Raw genomic sequence first — 18,165 nt, 5'->3', positions numbered from 1 at the left:
CTTTCTTGGTATGGTTTATGGGCGCTTTGCGACGCGTTTTCGTCGTTTTAAAACGATTATTCAGCACTTTGTAAGGATAGGCGGCATGCCCAAGGAGGATGCGGCGCTTTTTTCGTGGTGGGCCACGCCCGTGGCCGCGCGCCACTATCGGCAGGACCGCTTGCGTGCCGACGACGTGGCGCGCGCCCGGGCCCCGCGATCGCCGCGCGCCGAGCGGGACTGGCAGGTCAGCCGCGCACTGCTGTCGGAGGCCTTGGCGGCCTGGCCGCGGGGCGCCGACCCGGCCCTGTCGCTTGCCCACTCCCAGGGCCACGCCGTGGCGGCCCTGGCCCCCGCGGGGTGGCGTGTGGGCGTGGACCTGGAATCCATGCGGCCGCGCGATTTCGCCGCCTTGGCGCAATGGTGCTGCACGGCCGAAGAACAGGCCGCCGTGGCGGCGTGCGACGCCGCCACCCGGCCGCGCTTGTTCTACCTGTTGTGGACGTTGAAGGAGGCTTTCATCAAGGCGGCCGGCCTGCGCTTTCCAGCGGATATGCGCGCCGTGGGCTTGCTGCCGTCGGGCGACCCGTCGGGCGAGCCGGGCGGCTGGCGCTTGCGTGCTCCCGACGGGCCCTGGCAAGCCTATGCGGCGGTGCTCGATGGCACCTGGGTGGTGAGTGTGGTCAGTTGCGCCCCGCAGGAAGGAACCGGGCACGCCGGTATGGCGGGCGAGGCGGCCGCCGGTTCGAGCCGCCCCGCGGCTGCGCCGCCACACGATCCTGCCGTGCCGGCATGGCGTGCGGGGCCGGAGGCGGCGTTGCCCCGCGTCGACGCTGCGTGGCGCTGGTCCTGACCCGCCGCGGCGCGCCGGGCTTCAGGGCGCCAGCGTCCGGACCAGTTCGGCGCATGCCAGGTTCAAGGTGCCAGGGTTCGGACCAGTTCGGCGCATGCCAGGTTCAAGGTGCCAGGGTTCGGACCAGTTCGGCGCATGCCAGGTTCAAGGCGCCAGCGCCCGGGCCACTTCGGCGCAGGCCAGGCGCAGGCACTCGACGAAACCGTGGTGCAGGGCCGACATCGGGTCATCGGCGTGCACCAGCGCGCCGATCTGGAAATACACGGGTGGCTCCAGGCGCCGTACGGACAGCGCCGGGCGCGAAATGCCATGCGCGCTGTAGGCATCCACGATCGCATCGCCGCAGCCTGCTTCCACCATCGCGCACGCCATATAGTGGGTCTGCACCTGCAGGGCCGTCTCCATGCCCACGCCATGGTCGGCCAGCGCGGTTTGCAGCAGGCTGCCGAGCGGATCGCGCGGGTCCATCGCGATCAGCCGCTCGGGCCGTACGCTGCCAAGCGGCATGGCGGCAGTGCCCGGGTCCTGGCTGACATAGACCATCTCGGACCGGTCCAGGTCGATACGCGCAATGCCGGGGTGGGCAGGCGGTTCGTAGGTAACCGCCATATCGATCTCGCGGGCCAGCAGCCCGGCGACGAGTTCGCCGGTGTGATGCGTCTGCAGGCTGAACGTAATGTCCGGCTGCCTGGCGCGGCTGATGCCGGCGGCGCGCGGCACGATCCCCAGTCCCAGGCTGGGCGCGCAACCGATGCGCAGATGCCCGTGCGGATGATGGCGCAGATTGGCGGCCAGTTTGCGCACGCTTTCCAGGTCGCGCGACAGGCGGGCGATGTCTGGCGCCAGGATCTCCGCTTCGCGGGTGGCGCGCAGGCGCCCCTTGACCCGCTCGAACAGGCGGAAACCGACCTGCGCTTCGGCGTGCGCCAGCATCTTGCTGGCCGCAGGCTGCGAAATGTGCAGCGCCTGGGCGGCGCGGCTGAGCGAACCGGTGGCGCGGATGGCCTCGAACAATTCGATATGGCGCAGGCGCATGGCCGCCGCTCCTCGAACAATGGGAATAGCCGTAGGTTATACCGGATGATCCGCCTTTATCGAGAGGAGCGGGCTGATTTGTGAGTGAAGATATAGCCTGTGGTTATGGCTTACCTCGGGTTTGGCATTTGTCCGGATGGTTGCGGGCGTCCAGAATTCGCCCATGCGACTTTTCGGGGCGATGTGATGCGCGTGTGCGTAATCGGGGCGGGCGTCGTCGGCGTGACCTCCGCCTATTTCCTGGCGCGCCAGGGATATGAGGTAACCCTGGTGGACGCCCGGCCGCGTCCGGGTGAAGCGACCAGCTACGCCAACGGCGGCCAACTGAGCTATAGCTATGTGGCGCCGCTGGCGGGCCCGGGCGTGCTGCCCAGCGTTCCCGCATGGCTGCTGCGCGAGGATTCGCCCCTGCGTTTCCGGCCGCGCCTGGACCCGCACCAATGGCGTTGGTGCCTGGGCTTCGCCATGGCCTGCCGCGCCGCTGTGTCGCGCAAGTCCACGGCGGAGATGCTGACCTTGTCGTACCTGAGCCGGGACGTCCTCCATGCGCTGCTGGAGCAGGAGCCGCTGTCCTTCGGGCATATGCGTAACGGCAAGCTCATCGCGTACCGCAGCGCCGTGCTACTGGAAAAGGCGCGGGCCTTCGTGGCATACCAGGCGCGCCATGGCGCCGAGCAACGGGTGCTGACGGCCGCCGAAACGCTGGAACTGGAGCCGGCCCTGGCGGGCATGGGCCCGAGGCTGGCCGGGGCGGTCTACACCCCGGGGGAAGAGGTGGGAGACTGCCTGCGCTTCACCGAGGGCCTGTTCGAGCGTTTTGCACGGTTGCCCAACACGCAGGCAAGGATGAGCACACCGGTTTCCGCGCTGAAGCGCCGCGGCGCGGCCATCGTCGCCGCCCAGACACCGGCGGGCGATATCGAGGCCGATGCCTTCGTGGTGGCGTCCGGCATGGGCAGCCGCGCGCTGCTGCGGCCGCTGGGACAGGATGTCCCCCTCTATGGGCTGAAGGGGTACAGCCTGAGCGTACCGCTGCATGGGAATGAGGACACCGGGCCGACCATCAGCGTGACGGACTACGAGCGCCGCATCGTCTATGCGCGCGTGGGGCCGGTGCTGCGCATGGCGGCGATGGTGGACATAGGCGGCGATGCCGGCATCGACGAACGGCGCATCGGGCTGCTGAAGCGGCAGGTTCGCGAGGTCTTTCCGAACCTCGACCTGGATGCCGCCGTCCCATGGGCCGGCTTGCGCCCGGCGACGCCTGGCGGCAAGCCCTGGATCGGCCCGAGCCGGGCGGCCGGCAATCTGTGGATGAATCTGGGCCAAGGGGCGCTGGGATTCACGCTGGCCTGCGGCAGTGCGGCCCTGCTGACCGCACAGATGAAGGGACTCCCCACCCCAATCGCGGCGACCCCGTTCCTGCCCTCCTGACGCGGGACGCAAAACTTACCGCCGGTGTAAAGGCGCGTACATCGAAAGGTGGATGAAAACCGCCCTCGCGGGGAGGGCGGTATTGCGCGAAGAGGCGCGCAAGACAAGGCAGGTCGGGCTCCTGCTCAGCGGGGTTTCCAGCAAGGTCCGCCGGGGCGGACCTTGCGCAACGCGGGCGCCAGCCTAGCGTTTCTGACCGGATCCGGACTCCTGGCCCGGACGCTGGCCCCCTTGCTGCTGGCCGGGACGGTTCTGCTGCTGCTGCTGCTGCTGTTGCGAACGCTGTTGGTTCTGGTTGGGCTGCTGGCCTTGCTGGCCCTGTTGATCTTGCTGTTTTTGCTGGTCTTGTTGGCGTTGGCCCTGCTGGTTGGATTGCTGGTTCATTACGGGCTCCTCATGCATGGACATTGCCGCCAAAGTGAACACCAAACGGCGGATATATAGGGCGGAACGAGTCCGCACGGGTGGGCAGCAATTGCTGTGCCCTGGGGCTCGTGCTTGAGCATTCATCAAGGTGTAGACCGGGACTAAGCCTTATCGATATTGCGGCCGGCGACAAACCATGCTGTCATCCTCCGGATGGCCCGCCGTCCTCGGTGTGGGCCCGTCGATCAGGGGGAACGCCATGGCGCTGACCGACTCGCGGGGCAACCCCGTCTCCACCCATAATCCGCGCTCGCTCGAACGTTATGAAGCGGCCCAGTCGCTGCTGCATGGGTACTACGGCGATCCGCTTGGCGTCATCGATGCGGCCCTGGCCGAGGATCCGGCCTTCGTGATGGGCCATGTCATGCGCGCCGGCATGATGATCACCGCCAGCGACAAGTGCGTCGAGCCCATGCTGCGCGAAAGCGTACAGGCCGCGGAAAGCCTGCATGCCATCGCCAATGAGCGCGAACGCCGGCATACCGCCGCGGCCCGCGCCTGGCTGGATGGCGACCTGGAGATGTCGCTGCGGCGCTATGCGGACATCCTGATCGACCATCCGCGCGACACCCTGGCGCTGCAGGTGGGCCATATCGGCGATTTCCTGCTGGGGCGCTCCGCCATGTTGCGCGACCGCGTGGCCGGTATTTTGCCGGCCTGGGACATCCGCATGCCGGACTTCGGCTATGTGCTGGGCATGCATGCGTTCGGCCTGGAGGAAACCAATCTGTATGAAGAGGCCGAGGCCCAGGGTCGCCGTGCGCTCGACATGAACCGGCGCGACCCCTGGGCCATACACGCCGTGGCCCATGTGATGGAAATGCAGGGCCGCATCGACGATGGGATTGCATGGCTGACCTCGCGGCGCGACGATTGGGCGTCGGACAACATGATGGCGGTGCACAACTGGTGGCACCTGGCTTTGTTTCACCTGGACCACGACGAGGTGCAGCAGGTGCTGGCGATGTACGACCAGCGTCTGCGCGAGGAGGCAGCGGGCCAGGTGCTGGACCTGATCGACGCTTCGGCGATGTTGTGGCGCTTGATGTTGCGCGGGCTGGACGTCACGCCGAGGTGGCGCGATCTGGCCGGCGTGTGGCAGGCACGCGGCGGCGCGGGGTACTACGCGTTCAATGATGTACATGCCCTGATGGCCTACCTCGGCGCGGGCGACAGCCAGGCGGCGCGCGCCCTGATCGAAACGATGGAGGCCGCCGCGCAAGGCGCAGGGACCAACGCCATGATGACGCGCGAAATCGGGCTTCCCGTGGCCCATGCCCTGTTGGCCTTCGTGCAGGAGGACTATGGCCGCACGGTGGCGCTGCTGCGCGATCTGCGGCTGATCACGCATCGCTTCGGCGGCAGCCATGCCCAGCGCGACGTGCTGGTGTTGACGCTGATCGAAGCCGCGCTGCGCGACGGCGCGCGCAACCTGGCCAAGGCCCTGACCGCCGAGCGCATGGCGCTCAAGCCGGCCAGCCAGGGCAACCGCCGCCTGGCGGCGCGCGCGGCGGACCTGTAGTACTAGTGGTTATTGCCAGTCGGGGGCATGCGCGCCGTGCGGGTATGCATGGCGCGGGGATGCCTGGCTTCGTTATCCGGGCCGTGCATGCAGGGCGCCGGGATGCCCGACGCCAATGGGAAGTGCCGGACATCAATGGAAATCCCGGCTGCCGATCGACAGTTTTCCCAGCAGCGGCGTCAGGTCGACCAGGCGGGCCGCGATCAGGTGGCGCACATTGCTGACGTTCTGCCAGGTGCCATAGACGCCCAGCAATGTCGCGCCCAGCAATTCCTTGCGCTGCCGCTCGATGAGTTCCGGCCGCACGACCACGTTGACCGCGCCGGTTTCGTCCTCGATGGAAACGAAGATGGTGCCGTTGGATGTGCCCGGCCGCTGGCGCACGGTGACCAGCCCGCAGGCGCGTGCCACGCGCCGGTCGGGGTAGCCGTTCAACGTTTCCGCGGTTTCGAACCGCCGCGCCTTCAGCTTGTCCCGCAGCAGCGCCAGGGGATGGCGGTGCAGCGTGAATTGCAGCGAGCGGTAGTCGTCGGAGATGGTCTGTCCTTCGGTGGGCGCGGGCAGTTGGGGGCTGTCGGACTCCAGGATGGGGGCATCGCGCAGCAGGCCCTTGGCCGGCGCCCCGGCGGCGGCTTCCCAGCGCGCCTGTCGGCGATGGCCGGCCAGGGTCAGCAAGGCATCGGCGGCGGCCAGCGCATCGAGGTCATGCCGGCGGAGGTCGGCACGCCGCGCCAGGTCGGTGGTATGGGCAAAAGGCTGTTGCGTGCGCGCGGCCACGATACGCTCGGCCACGGCCTGCGACATGCCCTTGACCAGGCTCATTCCGAGCCGCACCGCCGGGCGCGGGCCGTGGCTGAAGTCCAGGATGCTTTCCCACTCGCTGGCGCAGGCATCCACCGGCAGGACGCGCACATCGTGGCGGCGCGCATCCTGGATCAATTGCGCCGGTGCATAGAACCCCATGGGCTGGGAGTTCAGCAGCGCCGCCAGGAAGGCTTCGGGTTCGTGGCGCTTGAGCCAGGAACTGTTATAGGCCAGCAGCGCGAAACTGGCGGCGTGGCTTTCCGGAAAGCCGTACTCGCCAAAGCCTTCCACCTGCCGGAAGATTGCCTCGGCGAATTCCTTGGTATAGCCGTGGGCCAGCATGCCGCCCACCAGCTTGACGCGGAACTTGTCGACGCCGCCCTTGCGCCGCCAGGCCGCCATGGCGCGGCGCAGCTCGTCGGCCTCGCCCCCCGTGAACCCCGCCGCCACCATGGCGATCTGCATGACCTGCTCCTGGAAGATGGGCACGCCCATCGTCCGTTCCAGCACCGTGCGCACTTTGCCGCTGGGGTAGGTGACCGGTTCGAGTCCCTGGCGCCTGCGCAGGTAGGGATGCACCATGCCGCCCTGGATCGGTCCCGGCCGCACGATGGCCACCTCCACCACCAGGTCGTAGTACACGCGCGGCTTCAGCCGCGGCAGCATGGTCATCTGCGCCCGCGATTCGATCTGGAATACACCGACGGTGTCGGCCTCGCAGATCATGTCGTAGGTGGCCTTGTCGTCCGGCGGAATGTCCTGCATGGCAAACGGCTGGCCGCGCCGCTGCGAGGCGAGGTCGAGCGCGCGGCGTATTACCGACAGCATGCCCAGCGCCAGCACGTCGACCTTGAGCAGCCGCATCGCGTCCAGGTCGTCCTTGTCCCACTGCACCACGCTGCGGCCCGGCATGGCCGCGTTTTCGATGGGTACCAGGCGCGACAGCTTGCCGCGCGCGATGACGAAGCCACCGGGATGCTGCGACAAATGGCGGGGAAAGCCCATCAACTGCGTGGCCAGGGCCGCCCACTGGCGCGCGACGAGCGAAGTAGGGTCCAGTCCGCAGCCTTCGAAGCTGCGCAGCAGTCCGCCGCGATCGTCCCACCATTGATGTGCCTTGGCCACCGCGTCCACGATGGCAAGATCCACGCCCAGCGCCTTGCCGGTGTCGCGCAGCACGCTGCGCGGACGGTAGGTAATGACCACCGCCGTCAGCGCCGCCCGTGGCCGGCCGTACTTTTCGTAGATGTACTGGATGACTTCCTCGCGCCGCTGGTGCTCGAAGTCGACGTCGATGTCGGGCGGTTCGTTGCGCTCCTTGCTGATGAAGCGTTCGAACAAGGTATTGCCGCGCGCGGGGTCGACTTCCGTGATGCCCAGGCAGTAGCACACCGCGGAGTTGGCGGCCGACCCGCGTCCCTGGCACAGGATGTCCTGCGATCGCGCAAAGCGCACGATGTCGTAGACCGTCAGGAAATAGGCTTCGTAGTGCAGTTCCTGGATCAGCGCCAATTCCCGTTCGATCTGGTCCAGCACATTGGCCGGCGGTTGCGCGCCGAAGCGTCGCCGCACGCCCGCATAGGTTTCAGCCCGCAGGTGGGAGGCCGGCGTCATGCCGGGGGGAACGATTTCATCGGGATATTCATAGCGCAGCTCGTCCAGGCTGAACGTGCAGCGGCGGGCGATGTCCAGGGTCTGGCGCAATGCCTCGGGCGGATAGAGGCGGGCCAGTTGCAGGCGCGAGCGCAGATGCCGTTCGGCATTGGCGGCCAGCGCATAGCCGCATTCATGCACGGGTTTGCCCAGGCGTATGGCGGTCAGCGTGTCATGCAGCGGCTTGCGCGAGCGCACGTGCATTTCGGCCCAGCCCAGCGCCGCCACGGGCAGTCCGCAGGCCACTGCGGCGTCTTCCACCACGCCGCGATGCAGGTCGTCGCGGGATTGATGCTGCAGATTCAAGCCTATCCAGGCGCGTTCGGGAAAGACCCGCGCCAGCCATTGCGCCTGCGCGGCCAACTGGCCGGCCGTTATGCCGTGCGGCGGGGCGAGGATGGCCAGGCATTCGGGTATCCCGCGAAGATGGGCGTAATCCACCGGCGGCTGTTCGAGGTCAGATGGCGTCAGGCGATACGAGCCTTTCTTTGCCGTGCCGGTGCGCGCCAGGGTGATCAATTCCGCAAGGTTGCCGTAGCCTTCGCGGGTCTGCGCCAGCAGGATCAGGCGCAAGGGCACGTCGTCATCGCGCGCCAGTTCGAAATGGCTGCCGATGATCAGGGGCAGCTTGTGTTCCCTGGCTTCCACATGCGCGCGCACCACGCCCGCCAGCGAGCATTCGTCGGTAATGGCCAGCGCCGCGTAGCCCAGCTGGGCCGCGCGTTCCACCAGTTCTTCCGCGTGCGATGCGCCGCGCAGGAAGGTGAAATTCGTCATGCACGCCAGTTCGGCGTATTCCGGCAAGCCGCTGTCGGGCATGGCCGCCATATCGGCCGCGGCGCCCGGGGCAGGGATGTATTCGATGTCGTCGTCGCTTGGGTACATGGCGATTCAGGCATACAGCCCGTGCAGGTACCAGCGCGGGTCCGCCGCGCCGCGTTCGCGATAGATCCAGTAGCGGGCCGCCCCCGCGTCCTCGGCCACGAAATAATCGCGCACGGCGGCGGCCTCGTCCCACCAGCCGCTTTCGATGCGTTCCGGCCCGCGCACCAGGGTCAGCGGCGTGCCATACACGGGCTGGTCCCGCCGCACCTTCAGGGGCTGCGGCGGACTGAGCAGCCAGAACGGCCGGTCCAGTTCCGGCATGGGTTCGGCGCCAGGGGTTTTGTCGTGTACGCCCGTCCAGCGGTTGGCCACTTCAGGCCGATGGTCGGCCGCGGGATGGGGGCGCAGCACCCGGTCGGCCCCCAGGCGCGCCGTGAGCAGGTCCAGCAGGCGGGCGCGTTCGACCACGGCCTGGCCCGGTTCGGGAAACAGCGTGGTGTTGGCGGCCGGCTGGGGCACGGTGTCCGGCGCATCCAGCACCACGGCGACAACGGGCGCCTGCAATGTCATGCGCCCCAGGCGTTCGCGCAGCAGGCCCAGCAGGTGGGCGGGCTGCCAGGCCGGTTCGGCCAGCGTCAGTTCCAGCGGCGTCGGCGCACAGGCGTGGCGGCCGCGTTCGTGTTCCAGCAATAGCCGCAGGCGCGGCACGGCGCGCTGGCGCGCCATCAGCCAGCCGCTCATTTGTTCCACCAGCTTGCGGGCCACCGCCAGCACGGCGTCGGTATGCTCGATGCGCTCGATCAATTCGAAACGGCGCTGGAATCGCAAGGGCGCCACCACCCAGGCATGGACTTCCGGCGCGTGGCCATAGGCCGCATCCAGCACCTTCAGCAGCGCGGGTCCGCAGCGGCGCTGCAAGCCCGCGCGGGGCAAGCGGCGCAGCATGCCCAGCTGGCGGCACCCGATGCCGTGCAGCCAGTCCAGGTAAGGCCGTGCCTGCGGCAGCAAGGCGCAGGGCAGGGCATCCAGGCGGCGCGCCAGGCGGGGCAAGGCCAGGGCATGGCGGGGGCCGGTACGGCTCACGGGCGCATCGGGGCGGCTAGCCAGCAGCCACGCCCCGCCGGCGGTGCAGGCCATGCCCAGGCGGGCTTGCAGTTGCAAGGCCCGCAGGGTGGCGTCGACACGGCGCGCCAGCGCACGCGGTCCTCCGAACACGCGCAGGCTGGCGCCGACGTTCATCAACAGGCTGTCCGGTCCACCCAGGGCGACTTCTGGCGTGTATTGCAGCAGGGCCAGGGCGGCGCCTTCCAGCGTGGCCTGTTCGGCGGCGACATTGCGATCGAGCAGGATGGCGTGCGGCGCCAGGGCCGAGGCGCCGGCGCGGCGCATGCCCGGCTTGATGCCATGGCGTGCGGCGTCCGGCGTCAGGGCCATGACGCATTCGTGCTCGACCACCGCGCAGGCCGTGGCGTCAAGCGGCCAGGGCGGGTGCAGGGCGTCCAGCGCCAGCCGCGGCAGGTAGACGGCGATCCAGAGTTGCATGGGCAGGAGTCGTGATGACACGCGCGGGCCGGGGCGTTTCCAGCGCGATGAAAAGGGAATGGCCGCAGACCGGTCCGCGGCGCTTGACAATGTCCACCTTCAATCCGCCGTGGGTCGAGGCCAGCGCCAGCCGCAGCGGTGCGGGCGAAGCCTGGCCGGCCGCGCGGGCCGGACGCAGGCAGAAAAACAGCGTCTGCCCGCCTTGCGCGGCCAGGTGCAGCCGCCGCAGGGATTCCGGCCGGACTTGGGGCAGCCAGCACAGCAGGGCGGCGCAACTGCCATTCTTCAAGACCTGTTCCGCGGCCCACAAGGCATCGGCGGGCCGTGCGGGGTTCACCCACAGCAGCCGTGCCGGATCCAGACCCCAACTGCGCCAGGCGGCGATATGGGGAATGCAGGGAGGTTGCACCAGCACGATGCTGCCCTGGCCGTCCAGCGTGCGCAGGGCCGGCTGCAGCAGCCGCATCTCCCCGATGCCAGGCCGGGGCAGCAGGAGTTCGTTCAGCGCGCCGGACGGCCAGCCGCCGCCAGGCAGTTCACGCGTCAGTTCCGCATGGCCGGTCGGCACCACGGCCCGAGCGGCGTGGGCGAGCTGCGTCCCCCGCCATAGGGCGGGATGGATTTGCTCGGGCAGCAGGACGGCGGGCGTCGGCATGGGGTGGGAATAAGGCGGAAACGCCCGGCGGGTGAGCGCCGGGCGAGGAGTTTATGCTGTATGAATATACAGTAAAAAAAGCGCGCTGGCCTTTCCTCCAGGCAGGGGAATCGGTCCCCCACAGCGCAGTTCCCCTGGAAGTGAATCCCTGCTCGCGCGCCGGCCAGGGCGGTCATGCGGCGGTTCCCGCCATGGCATGCACGAGGCGAAGGGATGCCAAAAAATCCGTTGACACTACAGGCACTGGTGTATATCGTACGATATAGATCTTAAGATATAGATCGTACGATACATAGCCAGACAAGGAGCCAGCATGCATTTCATGCATCATTTTCCAAGGCCGTATGGCGCCCATCCGGCGCGCATGCGTCACGAGGCCATGGGCCGCCCCGGCCCCGGTCCCGGCCGGGGCGGTGGGCACGGCCACCATGGCCATTCAGGGGACGACGACGCGGGCGACGGTCACGGCTGGACGCGTGGCCGCAAATTCGGCGCGGACGACCTGCAACTGATGCTGCTCGGCATCCTGGAAAAGAATCCCAGCCACGGCTACGAGCTGATCAAGGCCCTGGGCGGGCTCAGCAACGGGTTCTATACACCCAGCCCCGGCATGGTCTACCCGGCGCTGACCTATATGGAAGAACTCGGCTACGCCACCGTCGAGCTGGAAGGCAGCAAGAAGCGCTATCACCTGTCCGACGCCGGCCGTGCCCACCTGGACGCCAACCGCGACCGGCTGGCCTTGCTGTTCGCCAAGCTCAAGCACATCTCGCGCAAGATGGAATGGATGCGCCGGGCCTGGTCGGGCGAACCGCTGCAAACCGGTCCCGAAGGCGAAGACCTGGCCACCGGCTGGGTGCCCGAATACGTCCAGGTCCGCCAGGCGCTGAAGCAGGCCCTGATGCAGCGTGCCGACGCCAGTCCCACCGAGCAACGCCGTATCGCCGCCATCCTGGCCCGCGCGCTTGCCGACATCGAGAACAATCAATGACCCGACCCGATCTTGCCGTACAACGCGTGCGCCATGAATTGAAGATGCGCATGCTCGAAGTCCTGCGCACGCAACGCCTGTCTCCCCAATTGCTGCGGGTCACCCTGACGGGCGATGACTTGCGCGGCTTTGTCTCGGCCTCGTTCGACGATCACGTCAAGGTGTTTTTCCCGGGTCCGGGGCAGGTCCGCCCCGTCCTGCCCACGGCGGGGCCCGACGGCATCACGATGCCGCCCGGCGTGCCGCGCCCGGCCGCGCGCGACTACACACCGCGTCGCTACGATGCGGATACCAACGAACTCGATATCGATTTCGTCCTGCATGGCGACGGCCCGGCCTCGACGTGGGCGGCGCAGGCGCAACCCGGCCAGTACATCGGCGTGGGCGGCCCGCGCGGCTCCTTCGTGGTGCCCACCGGCTATGACTGGCATCTATTGGTCGGCGACGAGACCGCCTTGCCGGCCATCGCGCGCCGGCTCGAAGAATTGCCGCCCGGCACGCGCGCCATTGCGCTGCTGGAGGTCGCCGATGCAAGCGCCCAGCTTCCGCTGGACGCGCATGACGGCATCAGCGTGCGCTGGCTGCATCGCAACGGCGCCGAAGCGGGCGATGCTGCCCTGCTGGAACAGGCATGCCGCGAGGTCGAATTGCCGCCAGGCCAAGGATACGTGTGGGCCGCGGCCGAGTCCGCCGCATCCCGCGCCGTGCGGCAGGTGATGGTGCAGGAACGCGGCGTCGACAAGTCTCGCATCCGGGCATCCAGCTATTGGAAGCGCGGGGCCGCGGCGGTACACGAAACGCACGACGATTGAGTTCCTGCCTGCGGGCCGACGGCATGTTCCAGCCAGCTTGGTCCAAGGCCCTGCCTACCCCAGTTTCAGATTCGTCGCCTTGATGATCTTGCCCCACTTCTCCACTTCAGCCTGGATGAAGCGCTGGAACTCCTGCGGCGTGTCGCTGACCAGATCGACACCGACTTCCTTGAAGCGCGCGATCACGGCGGGGTCTGCCAGTACCTGGCGCACGGCGGCATTCAACCTGGTGATGACATCGGCCGGCGTCCGGGCCGGGGCCACCAGTCCGAACCAGGCATCGGATTCGAACCCCGGAATCGTTTCGGCGATGGCGGGGATATCCTGCATGCTGGGCAGCCGCTGCGTGGAGGCGACGCCCAGCGGCCGCATCGTCCCAGCCTTGACCTGCGGATAGGTGGTGGGGGAGTTGTCGAACATCACCTGGATCTGGCCGCCGATCAGGTCCGTGGCGGCGGGCGCGCTGCCGCGATACGGTATGTGCTGCATATCGACGCCGGCATCCAGCTTGAGCAATTCCATGGTCAGGTGGCTGGTGGTCCCGCTGCCCTGCGAGCCATAGGCGACACGGCCCGGATGCTGTTTGGCGTATGCGATCAGTTCGGGCACCGTCTTGAAGGGCGCGTTCACGTTGGCCACCAGCATGATGGGCACGGATGCCAGCAGCGATACCGGCGCGAAATCCTTGATGGGATCGTAGCCGGGGCTGGCATACAGCTGCTGGTTGATGCTCAACGGACCGGCGCTGGACACCAGCAGGGTATAGCCGTCCGGCTTGGCCCGCGCGACATACGCCGCGCCCACATTGCCGCCCGCGCCCTGGCGGTTTTCCACGATCACCGTTTGCTTCAGGATCGGCCCGAGTTTTTCCGCCAGTACGCGCGCGACCACATCGGTGGTGCCGCCGGGCGGAAAAGGCACGATCATGGTGATGGTCTGCGCGGGGTAGGGCTCGGCCGCCAGCGCCGGCATGGCGGGCAGCGCCCCGGCCAGGATGGCGGCCATCGCCGCGCACCGTAGTTGCTTGAACATGTGTTTGTCTCCGTCCTTCCTGTGTTTCTATGTCGTTGAAGTTGTTGTTGTTGTTGTTGTTGTTGTTGTTGTTGTTGTTGTTGTTGTTGGCGATGCCGCTGTAGAGGGTGTCGCTGCGGAGCGCGATGTCGATATCGATATCGTTGCCGCATCGCGCGGCCGATACCCCCGCGGCCGCCGTCAGAACCCGTAAAGCGCGGCCGGGTTGGACACCAGCATCTTCTGCTGCACCGCCGCGTCCGGCACCCACAGCGGGATCAGGTCCACCAGATCGCCGTCGTTCGGCATGGCGACGTCGCAGATCGGATGCGGCCAGTTGCTGCCCCAGATGATGCGATCGGGCCAGCGCTGCGCGACGGCATGGATCATGGGCAGCATGTCCGCATGCGGATAAGGTTCGTTCGACAACCGATAGAGGCTGGCCAGCTTGATCCATACGCGGCCACTGTCCATCAGCGCCGACAACGCATGGAAGGCCGGGCTGTCGACACCTTCCTCGGCACGGATACGCGCCAGGTGGTCCAGGACCACATCGACCTGCTGCGCCCGCAGGCGCGGCGCCAGTTCGACGAGCTCAGCGGAATTGCGGAAATGCAGGACCAGGTGCCAGCCCATTTCGCGCGCTTCCCCGGCCAGGGCGTCGAAGGCGTCGAAGCCCACGCCGCCGCCCACCACCGTCGACATGCGGTAGCCCCGCATACCCAATCGATGCATGGTCTCGCGCTCGGCCAGCGGCCGTCCTGGCGGGATGACGGCGACCCCGCGTGCGCGCGGCCCCATGCGGCGCAGCGCGTCCAGCGTGGCGGCATTGTCGGTGCCGTGCGCGCCGCCATGCACGATGACGGCGCGGTCGATGCCCAGCGTGGCAAGCAGTTTCTCGTAATCCTCCACCGTGCAGTCTTCCGGGGTATAGCTGCGCTGGGGCGAATATGGAAACCGGTGTGCCGGGCCGAAGATATGGGCGTGGCAATCGCAGGCATTGGGTGGCATGCGAAAGCGTGGCTTGCGGGTATTGCGGTCTGGGCCGGGGCAGGCGTGCATGGCAAGCGTCCCGTGTGGTTCAGTTCGACGTGCCGGCGGTGGCCTGGGCCTCGCGCTCGGCGATGCGGGCCAGGATCTCGGCGCCGCGGTTGGCGGCCGACACGCCCCGGAAAAGATAGGCCATGCTGACCACGGCCTGCATCTCTTCCCAGCTTGCGCCGGCTCGCCGCGCCGCGATGCCATGAATGGTGGCGGCATCGCTCAGCTCGACCATCAGCATTCCGAAAATCATGAGTTGCGCGGTCTTGGCATCGAAGCAGGCCGGGTTCATGGCGTGGGCGCGTATCTCTTCCTGCATCCGCACCAGCTTGGGATCGAGCGCGCCGGTAACCGACAGGCGCGATTCGACGCGTGGCGGAAGATAGCCGAGCAGCGCCCGGTATGACTGCGCCAGTTCGCCCATGCTGTCGTGCGGGGCGCCCATGGCCTGGCGGGCGATGTCGAGGTCGATGCGGGCTGCGGACATGAAGCACTCCTGTGTACGGCGGCCTTGCGGCGGGAGCGCCCATCTTTAGCCAAGTGGAAATCGAAGTCAACAGGAAAATCGATTTTTACGAGTATATCGATTAGTCGTCCGAAGCAGTAGAATCCCGCCATGCCTTACCCACCCCGCACATGAAGACCCTGCCGCAAGCGCCCACGGAGCCGCACGCCGAGGTCGGCCCTTCGCTGACCGCCTCCGTGGCCATTCAAGTGCGCGCCGCCATCCTCGAAGGCAGTTTCGCGCCGGGGGCGAAGTTGCGCCTGGACGATCTGCGACGGCAGTACGGCGTCAGCCTGAGCCCCTTGCGCGAGGCCTTGACCCGCCTCGCGGCGGAAGGCCTGGTGCAGATCACGGACCAGCGCGGCTATCGCGTCGCGCCCGTGTCGGCGGAGAACCTGATCGAAGTCACGCGGCTGCGCACGCAGCTGGAGGTCATGGCGTTGGTCGAATCCCTGCGCCATGGCGACGAAACCTGGGAAGACAGCCTCGCCGCGGCCTACCACCGCTTGAGCCGGCTGGAGCGCGATGGCAAGCGGGCCGACGGCTGGGAGAAGGCGCACCGCGCCTTTCACCTGACCTTGTTCTCCGCGTGCGGCATGCCCTTGCTCCTGCGCTTTTGCGGAACCCTGCACGACCTGAGCGACCGCTACCGCCGGCTCTTCCTGGCCACCCATGCCCCGGACGAGAATGTGCCGGCTGAGCATCATGCGATTTTCGAGGCCGCCATGGCGCGCGATGAGGCGTTGGCCGCGCGCATACTCACCAACCACTTGCAGCGTACCGGGCGCAATGTGATGGCCATATTGGAAGAGGCCCAAGGCGCCAAGGGCGACGTCCCGTCGCCCTGAGACGCGCCCGCGATGGGCCTGAAGGGCGGCCGACTGAAGCTGTAAGCGCAACTGATCCGGAGCGCTGCTTTTCCCGGCTTTCTTCAGGGCCATTGGCCACATGCCTCGTGGCGCGCGGAAAGACAGTCGCGGGAACGCCCATTGCGCTAAGGCATCGGCATTGTTGCTGCGTGCCGGGTGCGGTCCGCGTGGACGGCTCTTTTCAATTCGACCAGCACACACCATGAAAACGCCATTCCAAGTTGACGATCTCTGCCTGTACCAGACGCTCCAGGATCTGGATGCCGTGTCGACGAGCCCATTCGCCGCGTGCCAGCTGCAAAGCATTACGCCAAGCAAAGACGGTGTCGCCACATGCATATGGCTGGCGCCGCTCGACGGCGGCGCGCCGCTGCCATTCACTTCCGGCGTATCCGACAGCATGCCGCGCTGGTCGCCCGACGGAATGCGGCTCGCATTCCTGTCCGATCGCGGCAATGGCCAGCAGGTCTATCTGATCGAACCGAAGGGCGGCGAGGCGCGGCAATTGGGTTACTTCCCGTCGGGGGCATCGTCCATGGACTGGGCGCCCGATGGCCAGAAGCTGCTGGTGTGCTGCACCCTGATGGTGGACCCCGAGATACGCGGCGACCACAGCAAGGAACAGGATACGAATCGCGGGCCGGATGCGCCGAAGGTCATCTGGCGCCTGCCCTACAAAATGGATGGAGTGGGCTATATCCTGGATACGGAAATCCATGCCTACGTGCTGGACGCGACCTCGGGCGAACACACGGCGCTCACCGCAGGCTCGTACAAGATCATGAGCGCGCAGTTCTCTCCAGACTGCCGCCAAATCGCATACACGCGCACCCGCGAAGGGCGTCTGGCCCATCGCACCGACCTCTGGTTGATGGACGCCGACGGCGCCAACCAGCGCCAGGTCACGTTCGACCTGGCGTCCGTCTCTTATCCGAAATGGTCCCCCGACGGCCGGCACATTATCCTGACCGGCAGTCTGCAGGACGGCGATGCGCAATTGCGTTTGTGGCGCTACGACGTTGCCGAGGGAACCACGGCGCCGCTGGGAGACGACTGGATAGAGATCGCCTCCGGCCAGAGCGTCTGCTGGTCGGCGGACGCATCCCGCGTGTTCGTGGTGCTGGCGCACAAAGGCCGCCAGGAGATTGCATCGGTCTCCGTACCGGATGGCACGGTCACGCACCTGCTGACCGGTAACCGGCACATATCGCGGATGGCTCAGGCGCGCGATGGCCTGGTCTATGTCAGCCAGGACGCCGCCTCGCCCAACGAGCTCTGGTACGCCGATATGCAAGGCCAGCGTGAGACGCGGTTGAGCGACTTCAATGCGTGGTGGCGCGAGCGGATCCTGCCCGTGGCGGAAGTCAGGCGCTTCGACGTTCCCGATGGCCGGGGCCATACCGAGCAGGTCGATGGATGGCTGCTGCGTCCGCGCGATGCCCAGGGTCCCACGCCGCTGCTGGTGGACGTCCACGGCGGACCGGCCAGCTATGTGCTGCTGGACTACAACATGCATTCCTATTGGTATGTGCTGATCTCGCGAGGCTGGAGCGTGCTGGCGCTCAATGCGGTTGGCTCCAGCAGCTATGGGCGCGAATTCAGTTCGCGGTTGCGCCAGCACTGGGGCAAGTACGACCTGGACCAGCACCTTGCGGCCATTGATATCCTGCGCCGCGAAGAGCTGGTCGGGACGCGCGTAGCCATCGCGGGCAAATCCTATGGCGGCTTTCTTTCGGCCTGGGCGGTCTGCAACTCCACGGCTTTCTGCGCCGCCGTGGTCGCCGCGCCGGTAACCAGCCTGGAGAACCACTTCGGCGCCTCCGACAGCGGCTACTACGCCGATACCTATTCGATGTATGGCGAACCCGCCGCCAAGCGCGATGTGATGCGCGAGCTATCGCCCATGGCCTACGTCGAGAAGGTCCGTACCCCCACCCTGATCCTGCAGGGCGAAGCGGACGAACGCTGCCCGAAGTGCCAGGCCGAAGAGCTGTACACCGGCATCATGTACTCCACGGAAACGGAGGCCGAGATGGTCTTGTATCCCGGGGCCGGCCACCACTTCCTGGAAAGCGGCAATCCCTCGCACCGGGTGGATGCCGCCCGCCGCCTGGTCGGGTGGCTGGAGCGGTACTGTACATAGCGCCGTGGGCAGCGGCCGCCGCGGCGGTGTCGGGATGACGGCCATCGGGGACCTCGGAAACGGTC

16 protein-coding genes are annotated in these 18,165 nt (G+C 67.3%); 8 read left to right on the top strand and 8 right to left on the bottom strand.

Annotated elements, in window-relative coordinates; all coding sequences use genetic code 11:
* Positions 1-85: 85 nt before the first annotated feature.
* The gene (locus tag BAU07_RS16375) at positions 86-832 is read left to right on the top strand and encodes a 4'-phosphopantetheinyl transferase family protein (protein ID WP_066659607.1); all 747 of its coding nucleotides are present in this window, start codon (positions 86-88) and stop codon (positions 830-832) included.
* A gap of 144 nt (positions 833-976) precedes the next feature.
* Here BAU07_RS16375 and BAU07_RS16370 read toward each other — a convergent pair whose 3' ends face one another.
* Positions 977-1,867, bottom strand: coding sequence for a LysR family transcriptional regulator (locus tag BAU07_RS16370; RefSeq protein ID WP_066659606.1), 891 nt, complete (start codon positions 1,865-1,867; stop codon positions 977-979).
* Between the two features lie 186 nt (positions 1,868-2,053).
* On the opposite strand from BAU07_RS16370, the gene BAU07_RS16365 reads away from it, so the two are divergent.
* A complete protein-coding gene (locus BAU07_RS16365) occupies positions 2,054-3,301 on the top strand; it encodes a D-amino acid dehydrogenase (RefSeq protein WP_066659605.1) in 1,248 nt (415 codons plus the stop codon).
* Positions 3,302-3,484: 183 nt separating this feature from the next.
* On the opposite strand, the gene BAU07_RS26885 is transcribed toward BAU07_RS16365, so the two are convergent.
* Positions 3,485-3,685, bottom strand: a complete 201-nt coding sequence (locus BAU07_RS26885) for a hypothetical protein (protein ID WP_198168810.1) — start codon at positions 3,683-3,685, stop codon at positions 3,485-3,487.
* Positions 3,686-3,926: 241 nt separating this feature from the next.
* On the opposite strand from BAU07_RS26885, the gene BAU07_RS16355 reads away from it, so the two are divergent.
* The gene (locus BAU07_RS16355) at positions 3,927-5,249 is read left to right on the top strand and encodes a tetratricopeptide repeat protein (protein ID WP_066665495.1); all 1,323 of its coding nucleotides are present in this window, start codon (positions 3,927-3,929) and stop codon (positions 5,247-5,249) included.
* A 132-nt stretch (positions 5,250-5,381) separates the two neighbouring features.
* Here BAU07_RS16355 and BAU07_RS16350 read toward each other — a convergent pair whose 3' ends face one another.
* The 3 genes from BAU07_RS16350 to imuA all read right to left on the bottom strand — a co-directional run bounded on the left by BAU07_RS16350 (position 5,382) and on the right by imuA (position 10,728).
* Positions 5,382-8,534: an error-prone DNA polymerase gene (locus BAU07_RS16350; protein WP_066665494.1), complete on the bottom strand. Its 3,153-nt coding sequence runs from the start codon at positions 8,532-8,534 to the stop codon at positions 5,382-5,384.
* Between the two features lie 63 nt (positions 8,535-8,597).
* Entirely contained in the window at positions 8,598-10,073 is a 1,476-nt protein-coding gene (locus BAU07_RS16345) for a Y-family DNA polymerase (RefSeq protein WP_066659603.1), read from the bottom strand.
* Positions 10,003-10,728, bottom strand: a complete 726-nt coding sequence (gene imuA, locus BAU07_RS16340; protein WP_066659602.1) for a translesion DNA synthesis-associated protein ImuA — start codon at positions 10,726-10,728, stop codon at positions 10,003-10,005. The genes BAU07_RS16345 and imuA overlap by 71 nt, the downstream gene beginning before the upstream one ends.
* 364 nt (positions 10,729-11,092) lie before the next feature.
* On the opposite strand from imuA, the gene BAU07_RS16335 reads away from it, so the two are divergent.
* Positions 11,093-11,719, top strand: a complete 627-nt coding sequence (locus BAU07_RS16335; RefSeq protein WP_066665493.1) for a PadR family transcriptional regulator — start codon at positions 11,093-11,095, stop codon at positions 11,717-11,719.
* A complete protein-coding gene (locus BAU07_RS16330; RefSeq protein WP_066659601.1) occupies positions 11,716-12,531 on the top strand; it encodes a siderophore-interacting protein in 816 nt (271 codons plus the stop codon). Before BAU07_RS16335 ends, BAU07_RS16330 begins: the two co-directional genes overlap by 4 nt.
* Positions 12,532-12,585: 54 nt before the next feature.
* Here the strand turns inward: BAU07_RS16330 and BAU07_RS16325 are convergent, their stop codons facing one another.
* Positions 12,586-13,563 carry a Bug family tripartite tricarboxylate transporter substrate binding protein gene (locus BAU07_RS16325; protein WP_066659600.1) on the bottom strand — a complete coding sequence of 326 codons (978 nt, stop codon included), beginning with the start codon at positions 13,561-13,563 and terminating at the stop codon, positions 12,586-12,588.
* A gap of 4 nt (positions 13,564-13,567) precedes the next feature.
* On the opposite strand from BAU07_RS16325, the gene BAU07_RS27180 reads away from it, so the two are divergent.
* Positions 13,568-13,756: a hypothetical protein gene (locus BAU07_RS27180; protein ID WP_157122266.1), complete on the top strand. Its 189-nt coding sequence runs from the start codon at positions 13,568-13,570 to the stop codon at positions 13,754-13,756.
* Here the strand turns inward: BAU07_RS27180 and BAU07_RS16320 are convergent.
* Together BAU07_RS16320 and BAU07_RS16315 are read right to left on the bottom strand one after the other, a co-directional pair.
* Positions 13,744-14,553, bottom strand: coding sequence for an amidohydrolase family protein (locus BAU07_RS16320; RefSeq protein ID WP_198168809.1), 810 nt, complete (start codon positions 14,551-14,553; stop codon positions 13,744-13,746). The genes BAU07_RS27180 and BAU07_RS16320 overlap by 13 nt on opposite strands.
* A 70-nt stretch (positions 14,554-14,623) precedes the next feature.
* The gene (locus BAU07_RS16315; RefSeq protein WP_084025828.1) at positions 14,624-15,070 is read right to left on the bottom strand and encodes a carboxymuconolactone decarboxylase family protein; all 447 of its coding nucleotides are present in this window, start codon (positions 15,068-15,070) and stop codon (positions 14,624-14,626) included.
* A gap of 149 nt (positions 15,071-15,219) precedes the next feature.
* Here BAU07_RS16315 and BAU07_RS16310 point away from each other — a divergent pair, with 149 nt between their 5' ends.
* Both BAU07_RS16310 and BAU07_RS16305 read left to right on the top strand, forming a co-directional pair.
* The gene (locus tag BAU07_RS16310; protein WP_066659598.1) at positions 15,220-15,936 is read left to right on the top strand and encodes a GntR family transcriptional regulator; all 717 of its coding nucleotides are present in this window, start codon (positions 15,220-15,222) and stop codon (positions 15,934-15,936) included.
* A gap of 223 nt (positions 15,937-16,159) precedes the next feature.
* Positions 16,160-18,100, top strand: coding sequence for a S9 family peptidase (locus tag BAU07_RS16305; RefSeq protein WP_066659596.1), 1,941 nt, complete (start codon positions 16,160-16,162; stop codon positions 18,098-18,100).
* The last annotated feature ends 65 nt before the right edge of the window (positions 18,101-18,165 follow it).

Origin of the sequence: Bordetella flabilis, assembly GCF_001676725.1 — a bacterium.
Lineage (GTDB): Bacteria > Pseudomonadota > Gammaproteobacteria > Burkholderiales > Burkholderiaceae_B > Bordetella_C > Bordetella_C flabilis.
The sequence above is the reverse complement of the archived record's forward strand: the minus strand, read 5'-3'. Positions and strand labels throughout refer to the sequence as shown.

What these genes read in the sequence shown, in the direction of transcription:
- BAU07_RS16325 (WP_066659600.1), bottom strand. Translation starts at nt 13,563, where the DNA reads ATGTTCAAGCAACTACGGTGCGCGGCGATGGCCGCCATCCTGGCCGGG.
- BAU07_RS16355 (WP_066665495.1), top strand. Translation starts at nt 3,927, where the DNA reads ATGGCGCTGACCGACTCGCGGGGCAACCCCGTCTCCACCCATAATCCG.
- BAU07_RS16315 (WP_084025828.1), bottom strand. Translation starts at nt 15,070, where the DNA reads ATGTCCGCAGCCCGCATCGACCTCGACATCGCCCGCCAGGCCATGGGC.
- BAU07_RS16310 (WP_066659598.1), top strand. Translation starts at nt 15,220, where the DNA reads ATGAAGACCCTGCCGCAAGCGCCCACGGAGCCGCACGCCGAGGTCGGC.
- BAU07_RS16365 (WP_066659605.1), top strand. Translation starts at nt 2,054, where the DNA reads ATGCGCGTGTGCGTAATCGGGGCGGGCGTCGTCGGCGTGACCTCCGCC.
- BAU07_RS16350 (WP_066665494.1), bottom strand. Translation starts at nt 8,534, where the DNA reads ATGGCGGCCATGCCCGACAGCGGCTTGCCGGAATACGCCGAACTGGCG.
- BAU07_RS26885 (WP_198168810.1), bottom strand. Translation starts at nt 3,685, where the DNA reads ATGAACCAGCAATCCAACCAGCAGGGCCAACGCCAACAAGACCAGCAA.
- BAU07_RS16305 (WP_066659596.1), top strand. Translation starts at nt 16,160, where the DNA reads ATGAAAACGCCATTCCAAGTTGACGATCTCTGCCTGTACCAGACGCTC.
- BAU07_RS16320 (WP_198168809.1), bottom strand. Translation starts at nt 14,553, where the DNA reads ATGCCACCCAATGCCTGCGATTGCCACGCCCATATCTTCGGCCCGGCA.
- BAU07_RS16345 (WP_066659603.1), bottom strand. Translation starts at nt 10,073, where the DNA reads ATGCAACTCTGGATCGCCGTCTACCTGCCGCGGCTGGCGCTGGACGCC.
- imuA (WP_066659602.1), bottom strand. Translation starts at nt 10,728, where the DNA reads ATGCCGACGCCCGCCGTCCTGCTGCCCGAGCAAATCCATCCCGCCCTA.
- BAU07_RS16370 (WP_066659606.1), bottom strand. Translation starts at nt 1,867, where the DNA reads ATGCGCCTGCGCCATATCGAATTGTTCGAGGCCATCCGCGCCACCGGT.
- BAU07_RS16335 (WP_066665493.1), top strand. Translation starts at nt 11,093, where the DNA reads ATGCGTCACGAGGCCATGGGCCGCCCCGGCCCCGGTCCCGGCCGGGGC.
- BAU07_RS16375 (WP_066659607.1), top strand. Translation starts at nt 86, where the DNA reads ATGCCCAAGGAGGATGCGGCGCTTTTTTCGTGGTGGGCCACGCCCGTG.
- BAU07_RS16330 (WP_066659601.1), top strand. Translation starts at nt 11,716, where the DNA reads ATGACCCGACCCGATCTTGCCGTACAACGCGTGCGCCATGAATTGAAG.